The organism is Nostoc sp. 'Peltigera membranacea cyanobiont' 213 (assembly GCF_002245975.1).
Lineage (GTDB): Bacteria > Cyanobacteriota > Cyanobacteriia > Cyanobacteriales > Nostocaceae > Nostoc.
The window spans coordinates 1-13777 of sequence record NZ_NOLI01000095.1 but is presented as its reverse complement, the minus strand read 5'-3'; the positions used below and the strand labels follow the sequence as shown (position 1 = coordinate 13777).

The window sequence follows — 13777 nt, the reverse complement described above, 5'->3', positions numbered from 1 at the left end:
TTCGTAATTTAGTTAGATTGAGATTCTAGTTTTTCTTTTAGATGGGGAAACATAGATATTATGATTTAAATGACAAATATGGTAACTAATAGTAGCATTACTGACTGGACAAAAATTTTTGCGGTAAGAATTGTTAAAGCTTGTTGCTTTTTAGATGAAAAACCTGGAGTTTATCGAATTCTCTCTAAACAATTACTTCGTTCTGGTACTTCGATTGGTGCAAATGTTCGAGAAGCCCAGTCTGCCCAATCTAATAGAGATTTTATCAATAAATTAGAAATTGCTTTGAAAGAAGCCAGAGAAACACAATACTGGTTAGAAATATTAATCGAATCCGAATTAGTGGATAGACAAAAATTTCAACTACTTCTCCAAGAGGCAAATGAAATTGGCAAAATTCTAGTTGCTTCCAGCAAACGACTCAAAGGTAAATAATTACGAATTACGAATTACGAATTACGAATTACCAAAAGTAGCCTTGTTGTATAGTTGTTTGGCGGGTGGTGGAGTCGTATTTGAGGAGATATTCGCGGGCGATCGCTTCGTTTTCTCGCAGTGTTTCCACTTCTTTCTTACCAATCTCAGTATCCGTAGATAGCAAAATTACTTGATGGCTAGCGGATGGGAAGTAACGTTCAACTAAGTTACTGCGGTGAGAGGAGTCTAGCCTACCTAGTGGCGTATCGATTGCTACAGGTAGGCGGTGTCCAGAGACTTTGGCTAAACCCCAGAGAAATGCGATCGCCAGTAGTTGTTTTTCACCTGCTGATAAACGATGTTTAGGCACAGGTTTACCACTTAAATCATAAAGCAAAAGGCTGAAAGTCTTAGTATCAATGGTGATGCGATGCACTAAATCTGATTTATGGAGGAGATAAAGGAAGCAGTTTTTAACTTCCTCTTCTAGTTTATTGAGTTTTCGCAGAGTTAATTTTTCACGAAAAATCTTGAGTGTATTTTGAACTTTAGCCGCAGAGGTAATGATATGTTCGCTATTTTTATGCTTAATATTTTCTACAGTATAATCACTTAATTCTCTCTTGGACTTGGCAATAATAGTTTCTAATTCAGCTAAACGGCGGCGGATTGTTTCGTAATTTGCCTTAGCTTCAACAACTTGATTTTGTGCAGCTTCTAGTGCTTGACGCAGCTTTGTATAATCTTCTGGTGCTGCTGCTGTTTGCACCTGCCTTTCTAGAGTATGAATTTCTTCTTCTTTATTTTTGAGAATAGCTAATTTCTCTTTTGCAGAAAGTTTAGAATTTTGCAAGTGATATATGAGATTATCTAGCTGACTTAAAGTTTCATCATCGGCTAATAGCCAAGGTGCTTCTGTCTGGATAGTTTTTGCGTATAGACTATCCACATCTTGGATTAAAAATGATTGGATTTTTTCAACTTCTATCGGGGAAATTTCGACTTGATTTAGCCAAGTGAGTAAACGCTGATCTCGCTCAATTAACAAATCTTTAGAAATTTGTATCTGTTGATGGCGAAATTCTTTTTCGCCCTGTGCTTGCGCCTGATTAAGCAAATTGGGAATTAATGCCAGAGGTAAAACATCAGCTGCTAATTCACACATCGACTGACGTACTTGTTCGATTTCCGCAGTTTTTGTATTCTGTTGTAGTTCTAGTTGATTGCGTTCTGCTGCAATCTTCCCACCTTCAGAAATGAATTTATCAAAGGCTTCTTGCTGCTTTTGTTCTAATTCTTCTACCTGATTTTTGAGAATTTCTACTTTCTCTTCTGTGGTTTGATAATCTTCTTGCTGTTGGGTTAACCTAGTTTCAATTTCCTCTAGGTTTGCTAAATCCTTACTATTACCAACTTCTTTAAGTTTACGGTTAACTAAGATATCTAAATCAACTGCTAAACGATCTGCTAACTCTAGCCCTAAAAGTCCGCGTATTGCGTCTACTACAACTGGTGGTGGTGTTTCTTGTTCTGCGAGTTCTTTAACTTGTTCACCATCAAAAAGAAATAAGTTAGAAATCCCTAATGGTAGGAGATTTTCAATATATTCATCCCATATATTAACTAAAGCATCAGGCCAGGTATCACTGTCACCTAAAATACCTAATGTATCTTTGCCATCTTTAGGATTTTTTGTCCAGCTACGCACAACACGGTATTTTATTGGCTTATCGTTTTCAATATGTTCAAAAAGTAATTCAATCCGCGTGTCTGCAACTGGATCTATTTTGTTGTTAACACATTGATTGAGAAAATCGCTATAACTTAAATTACCACGGGTAGAACATTGGGCACGAGCGCCATAAAGGGCGAGACGAATGGCATCCATAAGGGTAGTTTTTCCGCCGCCATTCATCCCACCTAAGAGGATAATTGGGTGTGAGTTTTCCTCATCAATTTTTGGGTTAAGGTTGATTACCTGTTTTCCACTGTAGGGGCCAAAGTTTTGTAGAACGAGTTCAAGAAATATCATTGATTTTTAAGATTAACATGAGTTCGACCGCGATCGCAGAAGCAGAAAGCTTGTGATGAAAGGAATCAGATAAAATTAATTAGATGGTTTTGTCTGACGCATTGATAAAAATATTGTCTATGAAATATAGATAATACCATCACTAACTGTTAAGAAATGCGATTGTATCTGTCTCGGTGTTGGTAAGTGTGGCTAGATTTGCACACCTCCAGCTTGAAAAACCTGTTCGGCGGTTAAATTCAATTCTGGGAAAGTAGGCGAGACAATATGGGTATCGCCTTTAAATTGAGTAACTTGGTACTCACCATCAATTAATTGATAAATGGATATAGTAGGCAGCTTAGGATTGCCAATAAACTTCCTAGCACCTATAGCCGCGTAATCTATAATCCAATATTCGGGAATACCTATACCTTCATAATCAGCTAATTTTTTGTAGTAATCATCTCGCCAATTAGTACTAACAACTTCAATAACTAAGGGAATAGATATAGCTTGAGATACAGTTGATTCTTTTTTCCATAAAGGCTCATTCACTAAATTTGGTCGATTGATTATTAAGATGTCTGGTGAATAGGCTGATTCACTTTCAGATGGCTTGACTAATACAGTTTTTGGAATGAAGTAAGGAAGTTTTTGTCGCCCAATTTCGATAGATATATTTAGCGCCAAAAAACCAACAACATCCTCATAATCTCCCACTGGTTGTGCCATTTCAACAATCACGCCATCATGTAATTCGTATCTCCCACCTTCAGGCCGCCAAGCTGCAAAATCTTCAAAAGTTACTAATTTGTGTATGGCTTGAATCATATAACCTCGCTTGTTTTAAGATAACCCAACTTTGTCAAGCGTTCTTTAAGTAGTTTGGTTGACTCCCGTCTTCTATTATTCTGAGTTTTCCTTTTTAAATTTCATACTTGCCCAAGTTACTTCTTCATTGCTTTCACCTTCATCTATTTCATTGATTGCTGCAACATCGCCCAAAGTCATCTGCTTAACTTTTGCAACATCACCTTGACTAACTGCTTCGCTTAATTCGCGTTTCAAACGAGCATTTTTAATCGCATCTTCTGGAGAACGGGAACTCGTATTAAAGCATTTTTCTAAAGTATCGTATATTCCCACGCGACGAGTCTTTTTGCGATACTGGCGTTCTGTGTCTAACAATTTCGCCATGAGTTCCAAGTGCATCGCGTCACCTTCACAGATTTCTTCTAATACTATCCATTCATCACGGCCTAGTAGGCTATAGTCAGCACCAGGACGGGGGTCTTGAAATTCTTCGCCAGTCACTTCTTGATAAATCCGGGGTAAGCTATCATCAAATTCGTGTTTTTCTTCTAGCCAAATGCGGCGGATTTCGCTCATTTCTTCTAGAGTAATGAGGGTGATGTCGCGCATATTTTCTGGCGCTGTTCGACGGGTTTTTGTTTGCGCTTCTAATAATCGTCTAAGCCAATGTTCTCGCCAATATTTAGTATAAGGGCCATGAATTGGTTCAATAGAGACTTCACCATCGACATGACGTTCAAAAAGTTGGACTTCTCCCCAGATGCGACGGAAATCTCTTTTATCGCGGTCATCTCTATTATCTAATTCATTGCGAATATCTAATAGAGGCTGCATCCATTCTTTCTCTTCATCATTTTGAATCATTGCCTCCATCGATTTATCCTTACTAACAATTGTGCAAACCCAACAGCCAAATCGAGAATCACCACAGCTAGCAGTAGAAGTATCAACAACTAAAGGACATTCATTATCTGCTGTAGCACCTCGATACATGGTGAACAAGTCTTTATTGCTATATTCCCAAGGATTTTGCCACTGATTTAGGTAAATCCAAACTTCATCAGTACGCCAATCTTCGATAGGGCTATAAATTAAAGAATTAGGCAAGCTTGCACTATGATAAAGCAGAGATGTCGGTGAACTTGTATCAGAAACGAGGCGGTCTTTTAGGCTACCTGCTTGATGTTTCTCCATTGAGATAGCACGCTTGATACTTTCAGCCTTGCGCGTACCTAAAACAAGAATAACTTCCCCATTTACTCTAACTACATCACGAATAAAGTGGTTAGAAGGATGAATTTTCAAACGGTCTGTACACCAACGGAATTTTCCTCGTGGCGTTGGATAACCTTTACCAATCAAGCTTACCCAGAATGTCTCTTTGATTTCTGGGTGTAATAAATGGGGTTCAATGGGCATTTTCTGTTCTTGAGCAGCAACCTTCATCCTTTCTAAGGATTTGCGTACCCAAACAGAGACTACAGGGTTTTCTACTAGTGTGTCAGTTGTAATAACATGAATAATCTTTTTTCGCTTTTCAACTGGTAGTGCTGCGATCGCATTCCAGATAAGCTGTAAAGTGGCAGTACTATCTTTACCACCGGAATAGCCTACTACCCAAGGTATCTGGTCTAAACAATACAATTCTTGAATTTCAGTGGTGAGAGCTTGGATGTAGTCCACTAACTCTGCTACAGTACGTGTTTGCTGACCTTTATTTTCTGCTTGTTGTGCTGTAGTCATTTCTCCTTCTCTCTGGAAACCTGGCGTAATATCGGGGTAAATAGGGCGAATAGAATTCGCGTCTACATATACAAAGCCCACTTCTGTGGGTTGAAGAAAAGTTTTTAAAAACTTTACTACTAATATCTAATTTTTTAGATAATTAAACGACATAATCCTATTCTGTTTTTAAAATTTAACATGAAAGATAGTGCATCTGACCCAACTGCTGACATCGCTAGAGAATACCTGGAACGGGAAAACAAGGAAAAACAGGTACTAGCTTTACTTCTAGAGAAGTTTTTAGGAAGAAAAGATCAGATTCTCGTTCAAAAAACCGAGATGGGTGGTACTGAGGCTTATGTTAGCTCTGTTACCTTGGAATGGTTCGCAGGTCGGGTTCACTTCGCCTCTGGCTTACCTCTGTTTCAGAAAAAGTACAATCCTGAAACTGATAATGTCGAGATTGACGCAGATAGTATTGATGAAATTCAGCAACGTCCCCTTGATTGGTCACGTCAAGCACCGCTAGTTCAGTATTTAGCGGCTAGAGACAATCATAAGTTTCCGCCGGTGCTGGTGGTGATTAATCAACCGTGGGTGGATAATCCCAAAGCTGCTGAGTGGGATAGCGATGGACGCGCTACAAAGTCTACGACTGATTTTATACCTCTAGATAAAGACAGTAAGGTAGGTCTGCTAAATATTTCTGAGGATGATGTAACTATTTATGCGCTAGATGGACAACATCGACTGATGGGGGTTCAAGGATTGATGGAGTTAATCAAAACTCGTAAACTCCAGCGCTATAAAAAAGATAAAGGTGCTGATGACAGTTTTATTACAGTCAATGATTTGATAGAAAAGTACCAAGTAGACCTTGCTTACTTGCAAAATTTACCCAAGGAAAAAATTGGTATTGAGTTTATCTGTGCGGTAGCGGCTGGGGAAACTCGCACCCAGGCGAGGCGGAGGGTAAGGTCGATTTTTGTTCATGTCAACCTGATGGCCGCACCATTGACTAAAGGGCAACTAACACAGTTGAATGAAGATGATGGTTTTGCGATCGTTGCTAGAAAAATTGCAGTTACACATCCACTATTAGAACAACAACAAGAACGCAATCCCCGCGTCAATTGGAATAGTGCAACGGTGGCTTCCAATTCTACAGTTTTAACCACTTTACAAGCTCTGCAAGATATGTCTGAGCGATATTTGGGTCAAAAGTTCCCCCACTGGAAACCCTTGGAGAAAGGTCTAATTCCCATGCGTCCAGAGGATGAAGAACTTGAGCAGGGGATTCAGGAATTTAGCAAGCTATTTGATAATTTGGCCAGTCTTCCCAGTTATAAGATTTTAGAACACGAAAATACACTAAGTTTACGGCGGTTCAGCTTTGAGAAGGATGGAGGTGAAGGAAATATGCTTTTCCGTCCGGTTGCTCAAGTTGCATTGGCGCAAGCTTTGGGAATTTTAGTATTTAAAAAAGGTTTTACCTTAGCAGATATTTTTAAGAAGTTGCGGAAGTTTGACCAGCAAGGCGGCTTTAGTGGTATGGAATATCCCCAATCTCTCTGGTATGGGGTTTTGTATGACCCAAATAAAAAGCGAGTACAGGTTGCTGGACGAGATTTAGCGGCGAAGTTATTGGTTTATATTTTGGGTGGAATTCAAGAACAGATGGAACGTGCTGAACTTCGTAAGGCTTTAGCTGATGCTAGGACTGTGGAAGATAAAACTATAAGTTTTGATGGCAAGCTTGTTGAACCGAAAGCGGTAGGACTTCCACCTCTCCTGTAATTATGCTTGAAATATATTTTGGCGATGCCATTGTAGTGCTTCCAGTTCTGGAAAGTGTTGCTCTGTATTTGGTAGAAGTATTGTTTCACCATGAAAATCTTTCATAGGTTTAGCATGGAGAGATACTTCTTCCAAATCATCACTAATTATGATTTTGTATTGCTCATCTACAGCAAACCAACCCCTATCAAATGCCCAATGATGATTTTTGCAAAGAGCAATTCCATTATTAATTTTGCTATCATAAAACTGTGAAAATGGCTTAATGTGTGCGCCATCCACAATATTTTGATTTGCTTTTTTAGTTACTTTGAGTCCGCAAAAGGCACACCTGTAATCATAAATATGTATAATTGCTGTCCTAAAAAAAGCATTCCTAATAACTGCTCGTTTCCACCTCCATCTGGGATTAGCATCTAAATTTTCTGTTTCAACTAATTTTTCTATCTCTATGGGGTCATCTTGAAAAGCTTGATTTATTTGTAAAATCGCTTCTATATCATTTTCATTATCAGAAAAGAAAGCTGCAACAAGCGCGTCAATTAGTTCTTTTCTAGAAAATTCATCTTCTAAAAATTGAAATAGTTCATTGTCGAGATATGCGTATTCAACAGCCTCTTTTAGTTTGTTAATCGTTTTTGGCTGTAACCCATTAAATTCAGGCTTAAATTTTAAATACCAAAAGCACTCATTTTGGAGATGTAAAAAAGGATAGTGTAAACCACCTTTGTAAGACGGAGAACCAATTACATTCCAATACCTCTCAAATGTTTGAATTAGTTCGTCGGAAACGGGAATTTCATTCGTAGTAATAATACCTCGCGCAATCAAATCAATTACAGATAAAAGTAGGATTGGTTTATATTGAGCATTACCACGCTTTCGGCTAATGCTCACATTTAATTCAGCAAAGCGTTGACAGTAATAAGCTATATTTTTCATATTTAATAACTTAATTAAGCAAGTAAAAAAATCAGTTTAAAAATTTACTCAGGTCAAATTCTTCTTCTAACTGTTCTTTTGTCCCTCTTTCATAAATCAGAACTAATAAAAGTCGCTCTGAGTAGTCAACAGAACCTCGCAACTCGTTTTGTAAAATTTCTAATCCTCCATTAGCATATTCTTCAAATATTTGAGTACGTTTATCTTCATCTTGTTCTTCTCTAGATGAAAGAATGTTAATATCTTTAGTTTCAGTAATTCCTAATAATTTAATGATTAGGTCATATCCTAATGAAGCAAAATTTTCTTGTGGAATTGGAGATGGTTCTCGTTTTGTGGTTTCTCCCAAAGGAACGCACTTTTTATATTTAACGCCTAAAGCTGCTGCAAACACCATTACTTCTACATAAGTCTGAAAAGGCCCAGTTGTGTCTTTTGATGCTACTAGAGATTTCACTAACTCAGCCTTATCTTTAGCAACCCTGATTCTATTTGCAGCCATGATATTAATATTTACATTGTTGCCATGTTAACCGACAGCTAAAAGCGATCGCTACGTTTACGCAATTGCCAAGGTATTATTTTATGATAGTATGTGGGCGATCGCTACGTTTACGCACTTTGCAAGGTATTATTTTATGATAGTGTGTGGGCGATCGCTAAACAAGCAAATTATCCACTAACATAGTCCATCCTGGCACTGCGGGTTCAGCTTCAGCTACCTCACCACGTCGATACACTTGCGGTTCATCAGGATTAGTAGCACCATATTCCCGACTCTGCTAACTTTCATCTTTATAAATCCCGCTACGATGTCCTACTTTAATTACAGTTATTATCAAAACATCATCATCTACTTCATAAACCACTCGATAATCTCCTACTCGAACACGATATGAATTATCATCACCTTGTAATTTTTTGACCCCGTTTGGACGCGGTTCTATTGCCAAGTCATTGATTTTAGTTTGTATGCGTTGTTGTACGTCTATAGGTAGTTTTCTAAACTGCTTTTTCGCACCCCTTGAAAATTTAACTTCGTAACTCACGCAACATCCTTGCTTATTTCGTTTCTTATTTCGTTTTGAATTTCATCCCAAGATACAGTGCCATTAATGCGTATATCTTCCCTAGCTTCTTTAATGGCTTTTAAGTCTTCTTCATCATCTACATCATCGATTTTTTTTAATAGTGCGTGAATTTCAACTAAAGTACTGTCATAAGCTTGATGTAGCAGTACGTTGATATCTTTAATTAACTGTTCTCTTTCATCTGCTATCATTTTTAATCATCCGAGCGTGGGTTTACTTTTTCTGCCATTGTCTCTAGTTTCCCATAAACTCAAGTTGGAAACTGAACATCCTCATAAACCAAGGAAATAGGAAAGTGAAAATCAACACTAGTTAGATGAACTTCATCCCCTGCTTCATAAGGATGTAACTCCCAAAGTCCTCTATCATTTAACCGAAAACAATCTAAACCAATTTTTTCAGCATCGATGAGGACGTATTCTTGCAAAGTCTGAATGCGACGATACCGCGTAAATTTTTTACCTCTATCGTAAGCTTCCGTACTTGGGGATAGAACTTCAACAATTAAACAAGGATATTGGAGAAATTGAATAGCTTGTTTATCCCGTTCATCGCAACTCACCACAACATCGGGATAATGAAAAGCCACATTTTCAGATACACCTACTTTTGCACCTGCCATATTGACACGATATGAACCTCCTCGACAGTGGCTTTTTAATGCTGAAGCCAAATTTAAAGCAATGCTATTGTGAGGAATAGTACCCCCAGTCATAGCGAAAACTTCACCATCAATATATTCGTATTTAATTTCTTGGCGTTCTTCCCATTCCAGATATTCCTGTGGAGACATATAATTTCTGTCTGGATTCGCCACCATCACCTCATTTCTACCTTTTCTCAACTGTAACTAAAAAACCTCTGCGCCTCTCCGTGAGTAATTACCCATCTCGTTCAACCGCGATAATTTCCGTATATTCAAACTCATTCGGACTTTGTTTCACCAAAGGATATCTTTCCCCACCCAACTCAATATAATCTTGTTCGCAATCCGGTTTAGAAGAATAATACGTAAGCACATATTCTCTCCCAATTCTCTCTGTCATTTCCGCTTCTACTTCACCCCGCCATTGAGTCTTAGTTACTAAGACTATCAACTGATTCGCCAATTGGGGAATTGTCTTCGCAATGTGTCGCCGCGAACTTTCATCTAAACTACCAAACGGCGAATCCATGACAATTGGGAAAGTACTACTATCAGGAATCATCATCATTTTCCGCTTCTCACTCCATTCCCGTACTTTGTCAATAATGCTGGCAATAAAGGATAAACTGAGAATTTGATTCTCTCCAGTAGAAGCTGCAACAAGTGCTTCTACACCTGTAGTATTTTCTACTAATGTCAGTTCATATTTATCACTAATTTTAGGAATGTATGGAGTTACAGAAATCTCTGTAAATATCTCTTGCACTCGCTTTTCTAATTGCAGACGAAATTGTTGTTCTTGACGATTTCTAACTTCCGTTAACCGTTCGATTGCATCTTGAGTAGCGTTAATTCGTCGCTGTGCTAAAGTTTGCTTATCTTCATTCAGCTTTTGTTTGGCGATTTGTTTATTTAAACCTTCAATTTCAGTTGTGAGTTGAGCAATTTGCTGCTGATTTGCACCCTGTTCTCGATTTAATTCATCAATTTTACTTTCAATTTCATCTAAACGTTTTTGCAAACTGCTAATTTCTTCATTAGCATCTTTTCGTAACCGTTCTTGAATATTGTCTAAATCGCCTTCAATTTGAGATATACTTTGCCTTAACTGATTAATCCTAGTTTGTTCTCTGTCAACTTCTTCCCAAAATCCTGTCGCTTGCTTATCAATTTCATCTACTTGTGCGCTCATCCGAATTGCAGTTTCTTCTACCGCCGAAGAACCGGCTTTATTTAACCAGGTACTCACATGAGTGTGAGAATGATTACCCTCGTGTAATTCTGCGCCACAAATACAGCGTTGAGAATTGAGTAAATCATTCACAAATTCCCGCGAAATTCCTGATGTTAATTCACCGCGCTGCTTTAAATCATTGATAATTCCTCGAAACTGCGATGTAGTTTCTGAGAGTAAAACTGTATAACCCCGCGCGGAAATAACTTTTTTCAGCGCTTCCTTCGTTTTTTTATATTCTTCTTGATTCGCCGCTTTCTGCGATTCTAAATCCTGCCATCTTTCTTGCAATTCCTTAGCAGCACTCAATTCTCGCAAACGGTTACTTGTCTCTTTTTTAAAAGTTTGTTGATATTCTAACTCTTCTTTAATTTCAGTTTGCCGTTTGGTAATGCGTTCACGTTCGCGTTCTATTTTTTCTTGCTGTCGTAATAACTGTTTAGTTTCAGAATCACCAATCGCTTTCAAATCATTTTCTAGAGTTTTTTTAGCATCTCCCAAATGTCTGATAGAACGATTGATTACCTCCACACCTAAGAAGATTTTTGTAGCTTCAGCAATTTCAGCTTTTTTGTCAGAACGAACGATTTCTTCAATTCGTTCGCCGTCAAAGAAAAAATATTGATGTAAAGTTGCGGGTAAAATTTGATTAATTATATCGTCTGGTTGCTGAATTGGAATATTCCATTTACCATCATCCGCACCAACCCACATGGTTAATTGAGTTTTACCAGCGTCAAAATCACCTTCGTTTTTATAACCCCGACAGGCGCGTTTAACTCGATAGCGTTTACCTTCATGTTCCCAGCCAATCTCTACCCAACATTCTACAGCTTGACCTTTTTGAGTTTCTGCGATCGCACGCTTATTCACTAACTGCTCTATCGATGCGAACGCTGCACTAAATTTATCATACAATACCCACGTAAAGGCATTCAACAAGCTAGTTTTTCCAGAGCCATTATTGCCATGAATAATTGTCGTGTTCTGAGCATCTCCCCCAGCCAGGATCATCTCTGGTGTCGTACCATAAAAGGAGCGAAAGTTGCAGAGCTTGATTGAAGTCAGCTTCATCGCACCTCTTCCTTAATAATGTCCAAAATATTATCATTTATATGGCTGTTAATCTTCTTATCTAGCCTGCCTTTTTCCAGCTTCCATACCCGCTCAATAATTTGCCGTACTTCCGGCGGTGCGCTAGTTATTGGCTCCTGCACATCATCGATATTCGCCTCTTGTGACATATCGGATTTTTAAATATAGTTTTTCTACATTTTAACTTTCTCTACTGCTAAAATAGCCTCCGTAAACCCACTATTAGCGTTATCTTTAAAATCCTAATTTTTTTTGAAAAAACACTTTATTCTTTAATTCTTTTCTGTTATTATATTAAGTAATCTAGATGATAATAGGATGTAAGTGAAATTTTTAAAGCGGCTTACATCCCATTATTATCAAATCCATACTTTTATTATTTCATACTTAATGCTTCTTTTTTCAAAACTCGAAAAATTTTATAAAAAAATACAACTATTTTCTGGTTCATCATCAAATATCTAATAAACCATATCGTTTTTGTAAATCAAGTAACTTCATTCTTGCAACACCTGCGTTATCAGCCAAATCCGCAAACTCTACAAAACGCCGTAATTCCTTTTTCAGCAAATTACGCTCAACTTCGATAGTGTCTCTATCCAAATCTGGCGGCAAAACAATCATGTCAAATATTGTCGCGCGTTCCTTACCCGGATGAGGACGTAAAACTCGCCCTCTTCGTTGAATAAACTGGCGAGGATTTCCAGAACTTGATAAAATTACCGCAGTTTGAATTGCCGGAATATCAACACCTTCATCTAAACAACGAATTGCGACTAAACCCTGCAACTCTCCGCTTTCAAATTGATGGCGCAATACTTCCCTTTCTTGTAAAGTTGTTTGAGCCGTATAGGTGCTAACCTTGTAACCTAAATCTACTCCCAGAATTTTAGCAACAGCTTTAAGTTGGCGTAGCGATGAACGTTGTCCCGCATCCTGTGAACCATCACTGCAATAAAAAAGAGTGTGAGTAGTTTCGCGGCGAGTTGTCATTAATTCATGCAAAGCGGTTAATTTATTTTCCGCCGCACCAATTAATCTTGCTCTTTGCATCAACAACGGTTTTAAATCTTCATTGTCTTCAAAGTTTCCTGATTCTCCATTTCCTCGTTCTCTATATAATAGCGATCGCCCAATTCTTTTAGTTAACTTTAAATAGGCAATACTTTCTGCTTCAGTTAACTCCACCAGCACCGGATAATACAAATAATGTACCAAAGCACCTTGAGCGATCGCATCCCTCAAAGTAAACTCTGGCTGGAGAACTGGGCCAAAATAATCAAATAGAGATTGCGTACCAAAATCATCAAAATATCTTTCCGGTGTAGCAGATAAAGCCAGTCTCAACCCCACACTGCGCGGCAAACTTTCCTCTAACTTGGGTGCGCCTAAATTATGCGCCTCATCCCCAATAATTAAAGTTTTGGCGGGAAAATATTTGAGTTGAGACTGAAACCCATCTCCAATTAAAGTGGAGTTCGTAGTTATGACAGTCACAAACCGTTGAGAACCAGAACGCAGATTATAAATTTGGGTAGAAAGTTGACTTTGCCAAGTGCGTAAATTCTCAAAGGCTAAAATGGGTTGCAAATTAAATTTTTCACATTCTCGCGCCCATTGGGTAACGAGATGGCGGTAGGGACACACCACCACCAAAACTTGTAAATTAATCTGCTGATATAATTCACAAGCGATCGCTAATGCGGTAATTGTTTTACCACTACCAGTAGCCATTTTCAGCGTCCCTCTGCCATTGTTGGTAAACCAGCTAGCGATCGCTTGGCGCTGATATTCCCGCAATTGCAGAGACACAGGCATTCTTGGGCATCCTGGTAATGGTTGCGTGTAATAACTGCCCTTACTTTCCCTTGCAAACGGTAATTTCAACCGGAAAGTGGGCAGTTGCTGCACTGAATTTTTCGTCAGGTACATATTCATTTAGTCATTAGTCATTGGTCATTGGTCATTAGTACTTATCTTTCCCAATCCCCAATCCCCAATCC

At 38.4% G+C, this 13777-nt stretch carries 13 protein-coding genes; 2 read left to right on the top strand and 11 right to left on the bottom strand.

Going from position 1 to position 13777, the window contains the following annotated elements:
- Nucleotides 1-78 precede the first annotated feature (78 nt).
- Nucleotides 79-435, top strand: a complete 357-nt coding sequence (locus CDG77_RS22795; RefSeq protein WP_094331650.1) for a four helix bundle protein — start codon at nucleotides 79-81, stop codon at nucleotides 433-435.
- A gap of 28 nt (nucleotides 436-463) precedes the next feature.
- Here CDG77_RS22795 and dndD read toward each other — a convergent pair whose 3' ends face one another.
- The 3 genes from dndD to dndC all read right to left on the bottom strand — a co-directional run bounded on the left by dndD (nucleotide 464) and on the right by dndC (nucleotide 4987).
- Nucleotides 464-2449, bottom strand: coding sequence for a DNA sulfur modification protein DndD (gene dndD / locus CDG77_RS22790; protein ID WP_094331649.1), 1986 nt, complete (start codon nucleotides 2447-2449; stop codon nucleotides 464-466).
- 192 nt (nucleotides 2450-2641) lie between these two features.
- Nucleotides 2642-3262, bottom strand: a complete 621-nt coding sequence (locus CDG77_RS22785; RefSeq protein WP_094331648.1) for a Uma2 family endonuclease — start codon at nucleotides 3260-3262, stop codon at nucleotides 2642-2644.
- 75 nt (nucleotides 3263-3337) lie between these two features.
- Nucleotides 3338-4987, bottom strand: coding sequence for a DNA phosphorothioation system sulfurtransferase DndC (gene dndC / locus CDG77_RS22780; protein WP_094331665.1), 1650 nt, complete (start codon nucleotides 4985-4987; stop codon nucleotides 3338-3340).
- Nucleotides 4988-5167: 180 nt separating this feature from the next.
- Between dndC and CDG77_RS22775 the strand changes: the two genes are divergently transcribed.
- Nucleotides 5168-6766: a DGQHR domain-containing protein gene (locus CDG77_RS22775; RefSeq protein WP_094331647.1), complete on the top strand. Its 1599-nt coding sequence runs from the start codon at nucleotides 5168-5170 to the stop codon at nucleotides 6764-6766.
- On the opposite strand, the gene CDG77_RS22770 is transcribed toward CDG77_RS22775, so the two are convergent.
- From CDG77_RS22770 to CDG77_RS22740, 8 genes are all read right to left on the bottom strand, one after another.
- Nucleotides 6767-7708, bottom strand: coding sequence for an HNH endonuclease (locus CDG77_RS22770; protein ID WP_094331646.1), 942 nt, complete (start codon nucleotides 7706-7708; stop codon nucleotides 6767-6769). It lies immediately after the preceding gene.
- A gap of 31 nt (nucleotides 7709-7739) precedes the next feature.
- Nucleotides 7740-8210 (bottom strand): DNA phosphorothioation-associated protein 4, encoded by a 471-nt coding sequence (locus tag CDG77_RS22765; RefSeq protein ID WP_094331645.1) that lies wholly within the window; start codon nucleotides 8208-8210, stop codon nucleotides 7740-7742.
- A gap of 280 nt (nucleotides 8211-8490) precedes the next feature.
- Nucleotides 8491-8757: a type II toxin-antitoxin system RelE family toxin gene (locus CDG77_RS22760; RefSeq protein WP_094331644.1), complete on the bottom strand. Its 267-nt coding sequence runs from the start codon at nucleotides 8755-8757 to the stop codon at nucleotides 8491-8493.
- Nucleotides 8754-8990: a hypothetical protein gene (locus tag CDG77_RS22755; protein ID WP_094331643.1), complete on the bottom strand. Its 237-nt coding sequence runs from the start codon at nucleotides 8988-8990 to the stop codon at nucleotides 8754-8756. Before CDG77_RS22755 ends, CDG77_RS22760 begins: the two co-directional genes overlap by 4 nt.
- A 59-nt stretch (nucleotides 8991-9049) precedes the next feature.
- Nucleotides 9050-9619, bottom strand: a complete 570-nt coding sequence (locus CDG77_RS22750) for a Uma2 family endonuclease (RefSeq protein WP_094331642.1) — start codon at nucleotides 9617-9619, stop codon at nucleotides 9050-9052.
- Between the two features lie 61 nt (nucleotides 9620-9680).
- Nucleotides 9681-11753: an AAA family ATPase gene (locus CDG77_RS22745; protein WP_094331641.1), complete on the bottom strand. Its 2073-nt coding sequence runs from the start codon at nucleotides 11751-11753 to the stop codon at nucleotides 9681-9683.
- Nucleotides 11750-11923 (bottom strand): hypothetical protein, encoded by a 174-nt coding sequence (locus CDG77_RS36750; RefSeq protein WP_180277607.1) that lies wholly within the window; start codon nucleotides 11921-11923, stop codon nucleotides 11750-11752. The genes CDG77_RS22745 and CDG77_RS36750 overlap by 4 nt, the downstream gene beginning before the upstream one ends.
- A gap of 304 nt (nucleotides 11924-12227) precedes the next feature.
- A complete protein-coding gene (locus CDG77_RS22740) occupies nucleotides 12228-13706 on the bottom strand; it encodes a DNA phosphorothioation system restriction enzyme (protein ID WP_094331640.1) in 1479 nt (492 codons plus the stop codon).
- Between the last annotated feature and the right edge of the window lie 71 nt (nucleotides 13707-13777).

Excerpts from the sequence above, each read along its gene's own strand:
- CDG77_RS22755 (WP_094331643.1), bottom strand. The coding sequence starts at position 8,990 with ATGATAGCAGATGAAAGAGAACAGTTAATTAAAGATATCAACGTACTG.
- CDG77_RS22750 (WP_094331642.1), bottom strand. The coding sequence starts at position 9,619 with ATGGTGGCGAATCCAGACAGAAATTATATGTCTCCACAGGAATATCTG.
- CDG77_RS22745 (WP_094331641.1), bottom strand. The coding sequence starts at position 11,753 with ATGAAGCTGACTTCAATCAAGCTCTGCAACTTTCGCTCCTTTTATGGT.
- dndC (WP_094331665.1), bottom strand. The coding sequence starts at position 4,987 with ATGACTACAGCACAACAAGCAGAAAATAAAGGTCAGCAAACACGTACT.
- dndD (WP_094331649.1), bottom strand. The coding sequence starts at position 2,449 with ATGATATTTCTTGAACTCGTTCTACAAAACTTTGGCCCCTACAGTGGA.
- CDG77_RS22775 (WP_094331647.1), top strand. The coding sequence starts at position 5,168 with ATGAAAGATAGTGCATCTGACCCAACTGCTGACATCGCTAGAGAATAC.
- CDG77_RS22785 (WP_094331648.1), bottom strand. The coding sequence starts at position 3,262 with ATGATTCAAGCCATACACAAATTAGTAACTTTTGAAGATTTTGCAGCT.
- CDG77_RS22740 (WP_094331640.1), bottom strand. The coding sequence starts at position 13,706 with ATGTACCTGACGAAAAATTCAGTGCAGCAACTGCCCACTTTCCGGTTG.
- CDG77_RS22765 (WP_094331645.1), bottom strand. The coding sequence starts at position 8,210 with ATGGCTGCAAATAGAATCAGGGTTGCTAAAGATAAGGCTGAGTTAGTG.
- CDG77_RS36750 (WP_180277607.1), bottom strand. The coding sequence starts at position 11,923 with ATGTCACAAGAGGCGAATATCGATGATGTGCAGGAGCCAATAACTAGC.
- CDG77_RS22770 (WP_094331646.1), bottom strand. The coding sequence starts at position 7,708 with ATGAAAAATATAGCTTATTACTGTCAACGCTTTGCTGAATTAAATGTG.
- CDG77_RS22795 (WP_094331650.1), top strand. The coding sequence starts at position 79 with ATGGTAACTAATAGTAGCATTACTGACTGGACAAAAATTTTTGCGGTA.